Raw genomic sequence first — 16,472 nt, 5'->3', positions numbered from 1 at the left:
CCCGGGTCACCTCAGAACGAATAGGGGAGACGTTCGACCTCTTCGCGCTCGGCGAGGATATTGCCGTTCTCCTTGTAGGATTTCATGACAATATGCGTCGCCGTCTCCCGGATACGATCCATGGGCGCAATCTGCTCGGAGACAAAACGGGCTATCTCGTGCATGCTCCCCCCGGTAACGATCAGCTGGAGGTCATAGGTGCCGGTCATCAGCCGAAGCGAGCGGACCTGCCGGAACCGGGCGATCCGGTCGGCGATTCGGTCGTACCCGTAATCCCGCTCGGGCGAGACCTTCAGTTCGATGACGGCAGCGACAATCCCGTCCCCTGCCCGCTCCCAATCGACGACGGCGGTATACTTCCGGATAACGCCCGCCTCTTCCAGTCGCCGGATCCGATTCTGTACGTCACTCTCACTTAAGTCGGCCATGACCGCCAGATCTTCCAGCGGAACACTGCTGTTCTCCTCCAGTTCCCGGAGGAGCAGACGATCCTTCTCATCCATGAAATCACCTGAACATTGCTCTCAAACGATTGATGTCGATCTCTTTCAACCTTTGGTCGGACAGCCGCGGATCGCGCGAAACGACCTCGTCGATCTTGCTCGTGGCGGCATCGAACCACATCTCCTTCGTTCTGCCGTACCGGCCACGCGAGACGACCCGCGTGTTGATGACACCGAGCATATTCAGCTCCGAAATAAGATCGGTGATCCGCCGGTGCGTCAGGACATCGAGATCGAGGATCCGCGCGATCTCCCGGTAAACCATCGTGACCTCGCCGCTCGTGAAGATCCGCTTGCCCATCTGCTCGAGGATCAGCATCGCGTAAAGGACGGCTTTGCTCTGGGTCGGGAGCGTTGAGACGCATTCCACCATGCTGTCGGTCTCGATCTTCTCCTGCGCCATCTTGACGTGCCGCTCGGTCACCATATCTGAGTTTTCGCGATCGGAGAGTTCCCCTGAGACCCGCAGGAGATCCAGTGCACGGCGGGCATCACCATGCTCCTGGGCAGCGAGAGCGGCGCAGAGCGGTATGACACTCTCGTCGAGCGCCCCCTCGACGAAGGCTATCTCGGAGCGCTGCTGCAGGATATCGCAGAGCTGCGGGGCGTTGTAGGGCGGGAAGACGATCTCCTCCTCCGAGAGCGAGGAGAGCACCCGTGGATCGAGGAAGTCGGTGAACCGGAGATCGTTTGAGATCCCGATGATGCTGACCTTCGCCCGCTTTAAGTCCGAGTTGATCCGGGTAAGGTTGTAGAGGGTGTCGTCTCCGCTCTTCTTGACGAGCTTGTCGATCTCGTCAAGAACAATCACCATCACCCCGCCGCTGTTCTCGAGCTGCTTTTTGAGCTCCATGTATACCTGGTCAGTCGGCCACCCGGTCATCGGGATATGGATCCGGGTGCTGTCACTCGCGTGCTCGTCGTGATCCTCAAGGCAGTTTGCTATCTGCGCCAGCACCCGGTACTGGGTATCGATCACTTCACAGTTGAGGTGGACGATCCGACAGCGCGTTCCGGTGACCCCGCTGGCATTCTCAAGCTCGAGGCCGACATACCTGACACTCGCAGTCTTCCCGGTCCCGGTCTTTCCGTATATCAGAATATTCGAGGGCGTTTCATTATTCAGTGCCGGAGCAAGGATAGATGCCAGCTCGTCGATCTGCGGTTTCCGGTGAGGGAGGATATGCGGGCGGTAACTGTGCCTGAGCACTTCACGGTTCTTGAATATCCTTCTATTGGTGAGATATTTCTTGAATAAACCCATAGGATTGTTTTTATCGTCCGACATAGTGTCACCGGGGGAAATGGCCAGGACGAGATCGGTTTCTCTCGCAGCCTGATAAGGTGTTCGTTTTCAGGTATGATAACCCCTTCGTTTCCAGTGGAACAATGGAGATACTGGACTGCCCCGGATCTGTCCAGAACTCCCCGTACGCGGGGAGGCATGTGGAAGAACCGATCACCGGGCGAGAGCCCGGGTCCCCCACCCCTTTGTTGCGAGTGGAATGTGATGATGATACAGACCTTCTGATCATCGATGATGAATGATGATGAAAACAGTCATGTGTACCTCTCTAAATTATAATATATAAAATTAACGAAAGAAGTACGATCGAAGATCCCGGACCGTCCCAAGCCGTTCGAAATACCATTGATCTGGTAGGCGGTGAGGAGGAGAGTTCCAATGGAAATAAAGGGGTGGGGGAAGTCAGAGCTTTCGGCACCTATTCTCACAAAGTAAAATAAAGTATCCCGAGATACCAGATCATCGGATGGACAGCAATCATCATAAACCGGTTCATGTCACTGCTGCGGTCATCACCGTCTCCTCCAGCCGTACGGAGGAGTCCGATGTCAGTGGTCGTACGATCATGGAGATCTTTGAGGAATCGTCGATCGTAATAACCCACTACGCAATCGTCCCTGACGATATGCCCTCTATCCGCCGGGAGGTCTACCTGGCTCTTTCGAAGGCATCATGCATCGTCATCACCGGAGGAACCGGGCTCACCAGCGACGATGTCTCAATCGAGGCTGTCTTACCCCTGCTCGACAAAAAAATGGACGGGTTCGGGGAACTCTTCCGGATGAAGAGCTACGCGGAGATCGGTTCTGCCGCGATTCTCTCCCGGGCGGTGGCAGGTGTTATCGGTGGCCGTGCCGTTTTCTGCATCCCTGGATCTTCAAAGGCCGTTACCCTTGCGACTCGCGAGATCATCATCCCCGAGATCCGGCATATCCTGACGCACGCATCCCGGTGAAGGGTTCACCGGTAGACATCGAGGAGTGCGACCCGCTCGAGAACGAGCTCGGCAATTCGATCTTCCCCGACTGCTTCGAGTTCGTCCCGGGTGATCCCGAAGGCCTCCATCAGGCGCTCCGCCTTCGCCTCATCGATCCCCCCGAACTCCTCTTCTACAAACGTCATGACGGCGGCAAGTTCCTTGCGGGCTCCCGCTGCAGGGGGGCAGATGCAGGTGTAGAGCCGGTTCTCACCCTGGTGTATCCCGAAGTTCGTCGCGACCAGGCACTGGCGTGTCCCTGCTGCATAGAGCAGCACTTCCATCTCGAGTGAGTTTGCGATCGGCGTCCCGGCAGCGTAGGATCGGTATGCATGCTCGAGCGCCGTCCTGACGTGCTTCTCTCCTGCCATCAGATCGGCATCAAAGAGGATGATATGGGTCTCGTAAGTATCCGCGATCGCTCGCACCCGGTGTAGAAATGCAATTTTATCGTCTATCCGGGCGGTGGCCCGGTGTATTTCACACGTAATCCTATCCATGAATGTTCACCCGAAATGGAAGAGGGTGGATTGCTGATCAGCCGGTTCTTCGCCGATAGCGTCCCGTTTCCCCTCCAGCTGTTCGAAGATCTGCGCCGCGATCCCCTGGCCGAGTATCCTGCCGAGTTTCTCCGGTCCGGCGCTCCTGATGGCGTCGAGGCTCGTAAATCCGTTGTTAAAGAGTCTGCGGGCACGGACACGGCCAATCCCGCGGAGCCTGACAATCGGAAGGAGTTCAGGCCTGATCCCGTGTTTCATCCGGAGTTCCATCTCCTCGATGGATTTTGCAAGCTCCGGTGCGAACATCCCGGCGAGCTGCCGGCTTGCGTGAATGAGCCAGTTCACACTCTCCACCATTGCGTAGACATCCCCGGGTCCGACACCGTAACGTTCGCAGATCATCTCCTCCCCGAGCTCGTTTGCCCAGTCGTTCAGGAGGAGCGCCGTCTTCAGGCTCCGTTCGAATCCCTCGTCGGCATGCCAGGGGATCTCGGTCCAGAGCTCCTCGCCGTGCTCCGCGATGAATTTATCGAGGTAGTAGGCGTCGTTTTTCCGGACGTACAGGGTCGGCATATCGGGCGTCGTGCAGAGGAGCTGCAGAAGGCCGATATCGCTGTACCCATCCACCCGCGGCAGCGTCGTTGCGATCCGCTCGGCGCTCCAGGGATTCAGGTAGAGCCGGGAGACAAGCGACCCGTACTCGGTCGGCTCAATCCACTCCCCGACCTCGAGGATCATCTCGCTCTCCCGGAGGAACTCGAGCACCCGGTGCACCGCCCGCTTCAGGATGGCCGGGCTCTCGCTCGAGGCGGCGTAGAACGTCTTCTCCATGAACGCCGTCAGCTCGTCGTGCTCCCGCGCAAACCCGGTCGCTATCAGTGAGAGAATATGGGAGCAGATGACCGCTTCGTTCGCGCACTGGCTCCGGACATCCTCGGCGGGCGCTTCGATATAGCAGTCGAAGAGTTCGTCAATCATCTCCTCGCCCTTCGCGATCAGCACCGACTCGCCGTAGGGATCGAGGTGTGGCCGCCCGGCACGCCCGGCCATCTGCCGGTACTCGCGCACCGGGATCGGAACCATCCCTTCGCCGGAGTTGAAGCGGAGGTAGTCGCGGATGATCACCCGCCGGGCGGGGAGATTCAGACCCGCCGCAAGCGTCGGCGTCGAGGAGATGACCTTAATCGCGCCTTCCCGGAATCCCTGTTCGACGATCCGGCGCTCTTCCTTCTTGAGGCCGGCATGGTGGAACGCCGCACCGTGCGCCACGCAGGCGGCGAGCGTCTTTTCGGTATCGGTATCCGCCTTCGACCGGATACTCTCCGCGTATCCGGTGAGGACGGGGCTCTCCAGCTTGAGACCGGCGGCAGCCCTTTTCGCGAACGCCTCCGCGTTCTTCCGTGAACTGACAAAGACCAGGCACTGCCCGTTCTCGCTGATCGTGTCGAGGCAGAGGTCGAGGTCTTCGTGTTTTGTCCGCCGCTCGACCGGCCGGTCATTGTCCGGGAAGTGGATGCACCCATGATAGTAGACGCCCTCCCGGAGGTCGACGGGCCGCCATTCGCTCTCTATGAGCTCGGCGTCGAGCCATCCCGCAAGGCTCTCCGGATTCCCTATCGTCGCGGAGAGGGCGATAATCTGCATTGCAGGGTTCTTATGGCGGAGTTTTGTGATCACCATCTCGAGCGTCGCGCCCCGGTCGGGGGAGTCGATCAGGTGGACTTCGTCGAGTACCAGCAGGCTGACCTCGGAGAGCCAGTTCGTCTTGTTCCGGAGAAGAGAATCGACCTTCTCGCTCGTCGCGACGATAATATCGTTCCTCCCGAGATAGTCGTCCCTGCGGTCGAAGTCGCCGGTGGCGATACCGACCCTGACGCCCTTTCCGGAGAAGTCATCGTACTTCTCGTTTGCGAGCGCCCGGAGCGGGACAATGTAGAGGCATTTGCCGCCACGCCCGATATGGTGGTGCATTGCCATCTCGGCGACGAGCGTCTTGCCGCTCGCTGTCGGGATGGCGATGAGGAGGTTGTTCCCTTCGAAGAGACCCTTTTCGACGCAGTCTGCCTGTGGAGGGTAAAGCGCCCGTATCCCCTTCTCGGCATAGCAGGCAGCGAGGGCAGGAGCGATTGGAAGATCGGCGATCTGCATCAGAACCCCTTCATTTCCAGTGCACGAGGCAGTATCTCTGGTTGTCATGGTGGTTAGTCGGGTGGGGAGGTTTTGCCGGCATGTAAAAAATGTTGGTTCCGGCTTTTTCCCTCACGTTCGGTCTTTTAGTAGTAGTATTCCAGCATATCGTGCTTCGCTTCTTTCTTTTTCTTGTCGAGGAAGGAGTAGACGTGCTCGTGGGGGACGCCCTGAATGAGCATCTCGACGGCGCTCTTCGCGGTCTTGATATTGTCAGGCAGGCCGATCAGTGCGACGGTCTTGCCGTGCACCGAGATGCCGGTGTTCGTCATATCCTCGATCTGGGCACGTGACGTTCCTGCTTTGCCGATGATCCGGCCGCGGAGCCGTTCCATCTGCCGGGTCGATCCGGCGATCTCGGAGAGGTCGATGATGTCGAGCATCATGTCTTCGTCGTCGAGGAGCTTGAACGCCCGTTCCGGCGAGAAACCCCGGTTGATCGCCCGGATGATCTCTACGGCGGCGAGCATGTTGACCGGGTCTTCCCCGTCCACGGTGACAATCCCTTCTTCACTGTCGATCAGGATGGCGACTCCCGTCTTCTCCTCGATCTCGCGTTTGGTGGCACCGGCCTTGCCGATGAGTGCACCAATCCTGTTTGCTGTAACTTTTATCTCCTGTGTTGCCATGATCACAAACCTCTCTATCGTCGGTTTTACGGTTCCTGACGGGCTTTGCCCAGGATACGCTGCATTATCTCCTCTTCGTCCTGCACATCGCAGTACCGCGAAAAGAACCGGTTGATGTTCTTCACGTCCCGGAAGAGGAACGAAGCAGCCCGCGGATGATCCAGGGTGACTGCCTGACCCATGTCGATCAGGTAAGGCCTCTGTGCATATAGGATATTGTATTCGGAGAGATCGGCGTGTACCAGCCGGGCTTTTACAAAAAGCGTCTCCATATACCCGAGAATCTCCCGGTACGTCGCCGCCGGGTCGTCGACCGCCGCTACCCGGAGCTGCGGATAGGGCCGCTCGCTTTCTCCGAGGAACTCCATCAGCAGGATGTTCCGGTCGAACGCCAGCGGCTGCGGAACCGGAATGCCGGCCTCGTATGCCCGGGCGAGGTTGCTGTATTCCTTCTTCGTCCAGGCGAAGATGATCTCTTTGCGGGACCCCCGGATACTCGAGAACCGGCGGTCGCCCGTCAGGTACTCGCTCATCGCCTTGAAGTTCGCCGTCTGGATCCGGTATATCTTGATCGCGATCCCGCGCCCGTCCTGCTCGCCGTAGAAGACGTTCGCCTCCTTGCCGGTGCTGATAGGTCCGCCGATGACGGAGATGAGCTTTTTGTGGACGAGTTTGTAGAGGGCAATGAGGGTGACTTCGTCGAAGACGTCCTCCCTGACTTTCATCTGGTCGGCGTCCTTGAGTCGGACGCCCATCGCCTCGATCTCGCGGTCGAACCGTTCCTGCTGATCTTCAAGGCTCACGTCGGGTCACCCGTGTATACAGTCGCGTGCGTCGGCGAAGATATCGATCAGGTAGCGGGCGGCGGTCTTCTTCAGGTCGAGGGGATGGATGCTGCCGGCGGCGTAGGCCTGCTCGATCGCTTCGTACGTCCCAAAATCGGCGTCTCCGCCGAACTTCTCGGGCCGCTTCACGACGGCCGTCCCGACCCGCGGGAAGACATGGTATTTCAGTATCTGGAGCACCGGGTTCTCTTCGATTTCCGGTGGGCAGAAGGCCTTCTTCATCTTCTTCTCGATCTCCTCTTCCGAGTCGGCGACCGAGATGACGTTGCCCGCCGAGGAGGACATCTTCTTGCCGTCAAGACCGTTGATGATCGGGGTGTGGATACAGACCGGTGCCGGGTAGCCGACGGAGGGGAGGTGTTCGCGTGCCAGCATATGGATCTTCCGCTGGTCGATCCCGCCGACCGCAGCTTCGACCTTGAGGGTCGCGATATCGACCATCTGCATGATCGGGTAGACCATCTGCGAGACCGTGGGGTGCTCCATCTGCCTGCCGACCTCGTCCATGCTCCGCCGGGCGCGGTTGACGGTGATCTCCTGCGAGAGTTTAAGCACCTGCAGTTCATACTCCGGCGTCAGCTGCACGTCGGAGCCGAGAACGTAGTTTACCCCGGTGAGGCCGAGCGCCTCGAAGCAGCGGCGATTGTACTCCGCGAGATCCCGGATCTCGTCCATCGTCCCTTTCCGGTTCAGGAATGCGTGGAGGTCGGCGATCAGGATCGTGACGTCAAATCCCGCTTCCTGCAGATCCATCAGTTTGTTGACGGTGACGAGATGTCCGAGATGGATCTCACCGCTCGGTTCATACCCCGCGTAGACACTTTTTGCGGGACGGTCAAGGAGTGAGCGCAGTTCGTCCTCCATGACGACCTCTACCGTATTCCTCGTTGCCAGTGAGTAGGGATCCATTAAAAATAATGGGTAGGATGTGGTGTTAATGCTTCTTCTAGATGGCCACAAAGCCGAGCGCGTCGTTGGTCATCCGGATGGATTCCGCCGGATCCTTCACCGTTCCCATCATGGCGCGGATGGCGTCGATGTTCTCGGGGATGACGTCCGCCTCCTGGTGGATCGCCTGGAAGCAGAAGAATTCCTTTCCGTCGAGCACCGAGACCGAATCCTCGAATACTCCGTTCTCCCAGAGATCCGTCCGCGGCCGGCCGAGATCCTGGGTATACTCGCGGAGCTCTGCGTTGCTCGTGATCTTCGTCGCTTTGGTGACGAGGCCGATGCGGCTGTGCTCCCGGAAGATCTTCAGAACCTCATCGCGGTTTGTCTCCTTGTCAAGCTCGGCATGGATGGTATGCATGTGCATGAAGGTCGTCGGGACGATCATCGCCATGGTGACGATGTTGATCTGCGGGAGCACGGTCTGAACGTCGGGGCCGTGGTGGCTCGGGATCGTCTGCGGGTTTAAGACGATGGCGTCGATCGGTCCGCGTTTGATGTCGTTCGGGTCGCCGCCGCGGCGCACCATCACCGCCCGGACCTTCCGGACGCCGAAGGCCTGATCGAGTGCGTTGATGACCCGGACGAGCCCGGTGGTGTTGCAGGAGACGACGCGGACGAACTGTTTGTCGATGGCTTCTTTGTAGTTCGCGTGCGCATTGAAGCTCGTGCCGGCGACCTCGTGATCCTCGCCGCCCTGGTAGATTGCTTTCTTCTGGTAGAGTTCGTAGATCGGCTTATTCTTCGCCCCGACACCGCCGGGAGTGGCGTCGACGATGATATCGGCCTTCTTGATCATCTCCTCGACGTCGCCGGCGACCGCGATCCCGGCCTTCTCGAACGCCTCGCGTTTCGAGAGGTCGGTGATATAAAGAGGGTAGCCGCGCTTTCCGGCAATGAACGCCTCAGCGCTGACGCTTGTCTTGGATACGCCGATAACTTCCATATCAGGCTGAGCGGCAACCGCATCGGCCACCCTTTTGCCGATGGTGCCGTACCCGTTGATGGCTACTTTGATCATGTACGTTGGAATACAGAACAAAACCTGATAAAGGTTGCTGAAAATTGCACGGGTTGCTCGCCATTCCGGGGCGATTCAGGTTTCAAGGCCTTCCTGCCGCCTATAATTTCCTATACCAGCTTACCTGCTCCAAAACCTCTACATCCTCTCTCGATCAACGGGTCAGCAGCATGACCCCGCGATCACAACCCATCGGTATTCTCATCCTCTTCGTCGCGGCAGGGCTACTCGCGGCCGGGTGCACCACCCCCGGCGCACCCCCGTCCGGCGGCATCGTCACCCTGTCTGAGACGCCCGTCCAGGTACTGACCGGCGAGGCGGGGGCGTTCTTCGAGGAGGGGTTCGTCACCGAGGAGCGCATCATCGCCCGGTATGTTCCACGGAGCGATGAGCCGACGGCATACCGGGTCTCCTATGAGGTTCTGACAGACAGCACTACCCGGGAACGGGCGGACGATCGGCTCTATGAGAACGTCGGCCCGGAAAATCCCGTCATCATCCTCGTTGACCGCCGCCCCGGCGAGACGGTCACGGTCGATGCCGTGATCCGCGAGCCCGACGGAACGGTCGTCTGGGAGAGCAGGGCGTTCTACGGACCGCTTGAGATCCGCGAGATTCCGTGATCCGGCTCCGGGAGCGCCCATGTGGCAGGTTTTTAAGTATTCCGCTACTGAAAGGGTGAGGATCAGAGTATGACCCGTCAGCCCACGCTTGCGACCGAGCGGCTCCTCCTTCGCCCGATGACCCTTACTGACGCCCCGGAGGTGCAGCGGCTCGCCGGGGACTACGACGTTGCGGCGAATGCCCTCGATATCCCCTATCCGTACCCGGACGGCGTGGCGGGGTCCTGGATCGCCGGCCACGAAGAAGGGTTCGTGCTCGGGGAGATGGTGGTCTTTGCGGTCACCCCCGCCGACGACGACCTGCTCATCGGTGCGATCGGACTCATGAACATCGACCGGCGGCACCGGCGCGGAGAGCTCGGTTACTGGATAGGAAAGCCTTACTGGAACCGGGGCTATGCCACCGAGGCTGCAGGGGCGATCATTGCATACGGGTTCGGGGGGCTCGGTTTAAACCGGATTTACGCGATGTACTTTACCCGGAACCCCGCCTCGGCGAGGGTTATGCAGAAGTGCGGCATGGCCTACGAAGGGTGCCTCCGCCGGCATGTGCAGAAGTGGGGTTTTTTTGAGGATATCGGGATCTACGGGATTGTAAAAGAGGAGTACCTCGCGGGAAGTGCCGGCCGGGATCATCGCTCCCGCCGGACGAAGACGGCATAGCCTCGTTTCCCTCCCTCCGCGTGCGAGGGAGCCACCTGGACAATCGCGCCCCGCGTCTCGAGCAGGCGGGCGTAACTGCGTGCGGCCTGCTGGGTCTCAAAGAGCCGTTCGGCGTAGTATTCTGCGCCGTCGAAGAGCCGGCGCTGCCGGATCCTCGTCCAGGCCGCTTCACCTCTCCTCGCATCCATGCTTGTATACTCGCTTGACGATGCGCAATAAGCCTTCGCGTTTTTTCTGCCCGGCATGGGAAAACGCTATATATTCTCGTTGCCACTCACCCCCGAGGGGTGAAGGGATGGCAAAGGTCTGCGAGACGTGTGGGGAGCCGCTCCGGTCGGAAGGGGTCGAGTACTGTCAGAGCTGCGGGGCGAGCGTTCCGGGCAGTTACCTGCGGAGGGATAAGAATCCCTGGACGGCGTTCTTTCTTTCGGTCTTCTTCGACGGTGCCGGGCAGGTCTACAACGGCCAGCTTGCGAAGGGCCTTGCCGTCCTCTTCGGGACGCTCGCCGGGCTTTTCCTCTTCATCGTGCCCGGCGTCGTGGTCTGGCTCTACGGTATCTACGACGCCCACAGGACGGCACGGCGGATGAATGCCGGCGAGATCGCGTTCCGGGAGATCCGGCGGCGCGATATGGTCATCTTCCTTGCGATCTGGCTCGTCGCGCTCATGCTGCTCTTCATCTTCGCAACATCGCTTGGGAACGTCCTCTTCGGTCTACCGCAGGGGGGTTTCCCGCTTCTGGGGCTTCCCGGGGAACCGACCCTCCCGCAGGGGCCGTGAGGGCGCCTCCGGATCCGCGTGTTTTTCTGCGGACTGTCGGTGCAGACCCGCCACCCTTCCGCCCCCGGGATGCTGTCGCCGTCGTCCTGTATGGGGCTGCTCGAGAGTGCCCGGCGGTCTCCGGGATGGCCGGGTGGGGACCCGCCCTCTTTCCGCCCTGAACCAAGGGCACATTAGGGTTCTTTTTTGATTTTAAGGCCGGTTTCAGACGACTGATCCGGGTGCTCCCGGAACCCGGAGCATTGCGCTCTGATTCCTGATTGCCGGAAAATTCACCGAGGTATAACAGCGATATGAGCGAAGGTAATGTTCGGAGGATGTAATCCATACCCCGCCACGAGATCGGCCGTCTGGGGGCTTCTGTGCGGGTCGAAATTTAGCCGGATCCGGCCGGAATTGCGGCTATTTAAGTGTCGCTTGACGAATCGTGCGGAAGAGAGCCCTGCCTGAAAAAAGGAAGTGTTTCGGGTTACTGCTTCTTCAGGAAGAAGAAGGCAGCCGCGATACCGGCGATGACGAGAACCGCGATGGCGATGATGGCCATCGGAAGTTCTTCTCCCGTCTGCCCGCCGCTTGCTCCGGGCTCGCCGGGTTGCTGCCCCGCTGCTCCGCCCGGAACCACCGTCTCACCAGGAGCGGCCGTCGTTGGAATGTTGGTCGGCATCGTTGCCGTCACGGTCGGGGTCACCGTCGGCGTCCCGAAGGTATCGGTCGGATAGACGATCGGGCCTGCTGCACCGCCGGCCGCGCTGCCGCCACCTCCGCCGCCGCCCGGTGTCGGGGTGACCGCTTTCACCGAGAGGAGAGCGAAGGTGGAGAAGTGGCTCGTCGTGCCCCAGGCAACGTTCTGAGCAGTGTCGACGCCGCCGGGGAGCTGTTCCCAGACCTGAGCGGTCGGGTTCCACCAGTAGACCCGGATGCTCGCCTCGTCTATCCCTGCGGCGGCGATATCGGCGTCGGTGTAGAAGATACGGATCGTTACGCTCTGGATCTGATTGTTCGAGATGGTGCTCGTGATCTCGGCGTACCGCCCGACGGATGCCAGGGTCGAGGGAACAGCCTGGTTGTCCGGAGGCTCTTCAAAGGCCGTGAAGGCTATCGTCTCGTCCGTCAGGTCGACCGTCGTCGTGATGGTGACTGAGGTGCCGGTCGCATTACCGGTCACCGTCGTCTCCTGGCCCTGCTTCGGGGAGACTGGTTCGGTCGTGCTCTCCCCTGGCTGCTCTTTCGGCAGCGGAGCGCTTGCGGTGAGATTGAGGCGTGTCACCATTTCTGCCTCAAAGGAAGCGGTCTCTGCGGCACGGACACCGTCGATATAGAATGTGATCGGATCGCCGGTGACCAGAGCGTTGTTCCAGACGATGAGCTTTGCAGCTCCGTCAGCGGCATTGCCGTACTCGCCTGCCGTGGTGACGGTGATACTTCCCACGTTCTGTCCCCTGACCGAAGCGACGACGATGGTCCCGACCGGCGCTGCCGTCCCGTCGGAATCCAGCAGGGTGCCGTAGAAGGCATGGGGCACCGGTCCGGACGGATCTTCTGCGACTGCCGGCACGGTCAGGACTGCGAGTGCCAGCAGGAGTGCGAGTGTGTGTGTGGTTCTCTGCATGGTTGGGTCCTCACGGTGTGGAGAGGAGGGGGGGGTGTTAGCCCCACCCGAGATCGATCTCCGGGAGATTGAGGGGCGTCGAGCTGAAGCCGGCCAGGGCGTCCGGGTTCTCCATCTGGACCCAGTAGCCGTAGCCGGTGCTCATCGTCGGTGTCTTGGCGGCGCCGGCGGTATACGCCCATGCTTCGTCGTTGATCGACGGGGAGAGAACGACGGTGTAGCCGGTGAGGCCTGCCGGCGTCTCTTCGATCGAAATGAGTGCCTTGTCGACCTTCATCTCGTCCCATGCAAGGGTATCCTGATCGAAGGCATACGCAGGGCCGATGAGGTTCCAGCCGGATTTGAGATACTTCACCGGCGGGCTCGTGATCTCCGGGCTGATAGCGACCGGAAGACGGGCGTCCTCACGCAGTTTCACGTAGACGGCGTCGAGTGGGCTTATCCGGGTGGTGTCAAGCACCTGCACCCACCGCTGGCTGACGGCGTCCCAGGTGTAGGCGATGCTGTAGTTCAGCCCCTCGCCCATGCTGGTGATGGCACGCCAGGAATTGTCCTCAAGGGCTATCGGCGTCGAGAGCGTGTTCCAGCCCTTCGAAAGACCCGTGTCGGGCCGGAGCTCGATACCGAGGTATGCCTTATCCTCGTCAAGGACGGTCTCGTAGGGGCGGGTCAGCCAGGGTTCCCAGGTCATGGGATCGTCGTAGTAGATGACGCCGTAGATGGGGCTTCCTGTTCCCGGGCCGTAACCGGACGGACCGCTTGCATCGCCCCACCAGTTGTATGCCGCGCTGGTCGGGATGTCCTTTTTATAGTCGCCCAGCAGGCCGCTCTCGATATTGTTGTAGGCAACGGTTCCGCCATTCGTCATGATACCCAGACCTTCGGCGAAGGCGACGCCGAACCCATCGAGGCGGTAGCCCTCGAGATAGCCGTAGAGGGCCGCTTCTCCGTTTCCGGTGACGGTGTTGCGCATCATCGTGGAGAGGCCGCGGTCGTGGATACCGATGCCGACGGCTTCGGTGAGGATGAGGGCATCGGCGTTCTCGAGGAGTTCTTCCGTCTCGGAAATGACCGTTCCGGTGGCGATGCCTTCAGCGGAGACGACGTTATCCTCGACAATGGCGTTCTTCGTCACAATACCCTGAGCGGTTGCGATCGCAATGTTTTCGCTTATCACTTCCTGTATGGATGCCTCGGCAGCGACGGCGGTGGCGTTATCCACACATGCGATGACGTCCACCTCGTTGCCGGAGATCCAGGCGTTGGGTGCGCGAATGCCGATGCCGGCAGCCCTGCCCTGTACGATCGCCGCGATTTCCCCGGAGACGCCCTCTGCCGCAGAGACGGGCGTCAGGGTGGAGAGAACATTCACCGTGTTGTCGCTGACTTCGTTGTCATAAGACTCTGCGGCGAGGGGAATCGTGATGCCGACCGCACGGGTTTTGATCAGCGAGGCTGCAACGGCCAGGCTGTCGGGCACTTCCTCGAATGCAAGGGCTTCGGACTCGCCGATCGCGGCGATGTCGACAGTGTTATCGGAGATGTCGTTCTCCTCTGCAAGGCCGACGATACCCCGTGCAGCGACGCGGAGCTGCGATTCGCTCAGTACGCTTGCGGCGGACACCTCTCCTTCGGCTGAGACTGCCTCAATGGCACCGGTTGATTCCACCGTGACGGTATTCCCGCATATGGATGCATCGTACCCGTCGGGGCCGATGATACCGAAGCCCTGTGCAAGACCGACTGCGGACGTCACCGCATCCTCACTGATGACTTCGTACATTGCGATATCCATGACCAGAGAGTCGATTGCTACGTCGACGGTGTTGTCATAGATCTCGGTATCGCCATCGGTATCGGCGTAGATACCGGCCGCGGCCGCAGTTGTGCGTGTGCGGGCGAGCGCGGTCTCGTTCAGGCCTTCCCAGATTGCCTCCGCATATGCACCCTCTTCATCGAGAGACGCGGCAAACGCGTTCATCTCCGTCTCGTCCTCGGCCAGCTGGGTGTCGAGGAGATACACCAGACCGCCGTCCTCCGAAATGGCTGCCAGGGCTTCCGCGACGGTAATCTGGAGGCTCTCGGCCGTAATGCAGTTTTCGGAGACCTCCGCATCCTCTGTGTCGTAGAGTACCACGCCGGCGACTTCGCTGGAGAGTCTGGTGTAGGCGACGCTGGCGTTGTCGCCGCTACCGATCCCCTCTGCCGCCGTCATGAAACCGGCATCGATGGTATTCCCGAAGGCTACGGCACCGTACGAATCCTCGATCAGCAGGCCCGTCGACCAGATCCCGCCTTCGACGACGCTTACGTTCTCGGCGATGTCCACCGATGCGAGGAGCACCTCGACGGCGATCTCGTTTTCGAGGACCCAGGCTTCGTCACTTTCGTCGACGTCGATACCGGTTGCTCCGGCCCACCCTTCGACGATCTCGCCGGTGAGGTCGGCATAGACCTCTGCGGCGGTCGAGGAGAGGCCGGAGTCTTCCGATCCGATATCGAGTCCGTTCACCGCCAGGACCATGATGGCGACTTCAACGTCGTTCCCGGCGACCTGCGACTGGTAGCAGTCATAGACGGCGACGCCTTCGATACCGGCGCCCGCTTCGGTGATATCCAGGCCGCCGATCTCTGCGGTATAGGTGACGTTATTGTCGAGTATCTGCGCCTTCCCGGACTCTTCCGCAAGAATGCCGTAGGTATCGTCGGCGTAGTCGGCGAAGATGGCGATAGTGACCTCGTTCTCGAGGACCTGGCCTTTCAGGGCATCGTAGAGGTTGATACCCCACGGCTCCGCATCCTCTGCGGTCACAATCGAGGTGATGGTGTTGCCTTCGATGAGAGCAAGCGCACCCCTCGCCGCAATTCCGTCGCCGTAGGAGTAGTCGGTGGCTTCGCTCTCGACCTCAATTATGTTGTCCGTGACCTCGACGGATTCGCCATCGGCCTTGATGCCGAGGGGGTATGCTCCGTAGAAGGCGTCCTCGCCGGGCTCGCCGAGGCATGTTGCGACGACCCCGATCGAGTTCTCGTCGATCAGTACATCGGTTCCGTTCACGACAATCCCGATGGGTTCGACGTATTTGAAGTCCCCTTCATCCTCAAGAGCACTGACTTCGTCCTGCCGGGCGCTTGCGCCCCACTGGGCGAATGGATGAACCTCTAAAGCCTCGGTATCCAGGAGTACGATCGCGACGTACTCGGCATAGACGGTGACCATGTTGTCGGAGACGTCGGCGTTCTCCACGTTCCAGGCGACAATACCCGCCTCTTCAGGAAGATCGCTCTCCACCGTGACGGTGTTCTCGGTGACGATATGGCCGGCGCCTCCGTTGAGATAGATCCCGACGGGAGCTTCGAGCGTGGTCTCGTCGGAGAGGACGGTGACGGTGTTGCCGGTGATCTCTGCGTTGTCAACCATGTTGCTGGCGATACCGTAGGTCGTCGCGCCGATCACGGTGAAGCCTTCAACGGAGACGTCGTCCACGCAGATGAGGATACCGAGACCCCAGCCGTCGGCGTCGATGACGGCGTCTTCATCGGTGACGAGCGAGACGGCCTGCGTTATGTTCAGGTGTCCCGTATACGTCCCCCCGTCGACGGTGACGGTGCCGCCTTCGGCGACGGCGTCGAGCGCTGGCTGAATACTCGAGAAGTTCAGATAGCCGTAGTCAGGAGTCATTTCGTTATACGTTGCATCCACCCGGACCGCGTCCGGGAGTGCCTCTTCCGCCGCTGCCGGCATCGCCAGCAGTCCGACAAGAATCAGGACGATGATCGCCCGGAAGAGGATGTTCTGAGGGTTTATTCCCTGCATCCGCATGCCACACATAGCAATCACAAAAGATGTCTATAGACGAAATGTGATTGAGGATGGTATA

15 protein-coding genes are annotated in these 16,472 nt (G+C 60.1%); 4 read left to right on the top strand and 11 right to left on the bottom strand.

Going from position 1 to position 16,472, the window contains the following annotated elements:
• Positions 1 to 11: 11 nt before the first annotated feature.
• Together ABH15_RS01305 and ABH15_RS01300 are read right to left on the bottom strand one after the other, a co-directional pair.
• Positions 12 to 503, bottom strand: a complete 492-nt coding sequence (locus ABH15_RS01305) for an Lrp/AsnC family transcriptional regulator (protein WP_128692562.1) — start codon at positions 501 to 503, stop codon at positions 12 to 14.
• Between the two features lie 4 nt (positions 504 to 507).
• Positions 508 to 1,791, bottom strand: coding sequence for an ORC1-type DNA replication protein (locus tag ABH15_RS01300; protein ID WP_128692561.1), 1,284 nt, complete (start codon positions 1,789 to 1,791; stop codon positions 508 to 510).
• A 484-nt stretch (positions 1,792 to 2,275) separates the two neighbouring features.
• On the opposite strand from ABH15_RS01300, the gene ABH15_RS01295 reads away from it, so the two are divergent.
• A complete protein-coding gene (locus ABH15_RS01295; RefSeq protein WP_128692560.1) occupies positions 2,276 to 2,764 on the top strand; it encodes a MogA/MoaB family molybdenum cofactor biosynthesis protein in 489 nt (162 codons plus the stop codon).
• 5 nt (positions 2,765 to 2,769) lie between these two features.
• Here the strand turns inward: ABH15_RS01295 and cgi121 are convergent, their stop codons facing one another.
• The 6 genes from cgi121 to ABH15_RS01265 all read right to left on the bottom strand — a co-directional run bounded on the left by cgi121 (position 2,770) and on the right by ABH15_RS01265 (position 8,915).
• Complete coding sequence (cgi121, locus tag ABH15_RS01290) at positions 2,770 to 3,285, bottom strand: KEOPS complex subunit Cgi121 (RefSeq protein ID WP_128692559.1); 516 nt, start codon at positions 3,283 to 3,285, stop codon at positions 2,770 to 2,772.
• 6 nt (positions 3,286 to 3,291) lie between these two features.
• Positions 3,292 to 5,433, bottom strand: coding sequence for an ATP-dependent DNA helicase (locus tag ABH15_RS01285; protein ID WP_128692558.1), 2,142 nt, complete (start codon positions 5,431 to 5,433; stop codon positions 3,292 to 3,294).
• A 125-nt stretch (positions 5,434 to 5,558) separates the two neighbouring features.
• Positions 5,559 to 6,101, bottom strand: a complete 543-nt coding sequence (locus ABH15_RS01280) for a KH domain-containing protein (RefSeq protein WP_128692557.1) — start codon at positions 6,099 to 6,101, stop codon at positions 5,559 to 5,561.
• Between the two features lie 26 nt (positions 6,102 to 6,127).
• Positions 6,128 to 6,904 (bottom strand): serine protein kinase RIO, encoded by a 777-nt coding sequence (locus tag ABH15_RS01275; RefSeq protein ID WP_128692556.1) that lies wholly within the window; start codon positions 6,902 to 6,904, stop codon positions 6,128 to 6,130.
• A gap of 6 nt (positions 6,905 to 6,910) precedes the next feature.
• A complete protein-coding gene (locus ABH15_RS01270) occupies positions 6,911 to 7,855 on the bottom strand; it encodes a tyrosine--tRNA ligase (protein WP_128692555.1) in 945 nt (314 codons plus the stop codon).
• Between the two features lie 37 nt (positions 7,856 to 7,892).
• A complete protein-coding gene (locus tag ABH15_RS01265) occupies positions 7,893 to 8,915 on the bottom strand; it encodes a type II glyceraldehyde-3-phosphate dehydrogenase (protein ID WP_128692554.1) in 1,023 nt (340 codons plus the stop codon).
• 170 nt (positions 8,916 to 9,085) lie between these two features.
• On the opposite strand from ABH15_RS01265, the gene ABH15_RS01260 reads away from it, so the two are divergent.
• On the top strand, positions 9,086 to 9,538 hold the full coding sequence (locus ABH15_RS01260) for a hypothetical protein (RefSeq protein ID WP_128692553.1): 453 nt from the start codon (positions 9,086 to 9,088) through the stop codon (positions 9,536 to 9,538).
• A gap of 69 nt (positions 9,539 to 9,607) precedes the next feature.
• Positions 9,608 to 10,201: a GNAT family N-acetyltransferase gene (locus ABH15_RS01255; RefSeq protein ID WP_128692552.1), complete on the top strand. Its 594-nt coding sequence runs from the start codon at positions 9,608 to 9,610 to the stop codon at positions 10,199 to 10,201.
• Here the strand turns inward: ABH15_RS01255 and ABH15_RS01250 are convergent.
• On the bottom strand, positions 10,171 to 10,389 hold the full coding sequence (locus ABH15_RS01250; RefSeq protein ID WP_128692551.1) for a hypothetical protein: 219 nt from the start codon (positions 10,387 to 10,389) through the stop codon (positions 10,171 to 10,173). The genes ABH15_RS01255 and ABH15_RS01250 overlap by 31 nt on opposite strands.
• A 107-nt stretch (positions 10,390 to 10,496) precedes the next feature.
• Between ABH15_RS01250 and ABH15_RS13755 the strand changes: the two genes are divergently transcribed.
• Positions 10,497 to 10,982 carry a hypothetical protein gene (locus ABH15_RS13755; RefSeq protein WP_174719407.1) on the top strand — a complete coding sequence of 162 codons (486 nt, stop codon included), beginning with the start codon at positions 10,497 to 10,499 and terminating at the stop codon, positions 10,980 to 10,982.
• 469 nt (positions 10,983 to 11,451) lie between these two features.
• On the opposite strand, the gene ABH15_RS01240 is transcribed toward ABH15_RS13755, so the two are convergent.
• Both ABH15_RS01240 and ABH15_RS01235 read right to left on the bottom strand, forming a co-directional pair.
• Positions 11,452 to 12,591 (bottom strand): hypothetical protein, encoded by a 1,140-nt coding sequence (locus ABH15_RS01240; protein ID WP_128692550.1) that lies wholly within the window; start codon positions 12,589 to 12,591, stop codon positions 11,452 to 11,454.
• Positions 12,592 to 12,628: 37 nt separating this feature from the next.
• Positions 12,629 to 16,423, bottom strand: coding sequence for a right-handed parallel beta-helix repeat-containing protein (locus tag ABH15_RS01235; protein ID WP_128692549.1), 3,795 nt, complete (start codon positions 16,421 to 16,423; stop codon positions 12,629 to 12,631).
• Positions 16,424 to 16,472 lie beyond the last annotated feature (49 nt).

Origin of the sequence: Methanoculleus taiwanensis (assembly GCF_004102725.1) — an archaeon.
In the GTDB taxonomy this organism is placed as follows: domain Archaea; phylum Halobacteriota; class Methanomicrobia; order Methanomicrobiales; family Methanoculleaceae; genus Methanoculleus_A; species Methanoculleus_A taiwanensis.
This window is presented reverse-complemented; position numbering and strand designations above follow the sequence as displayed.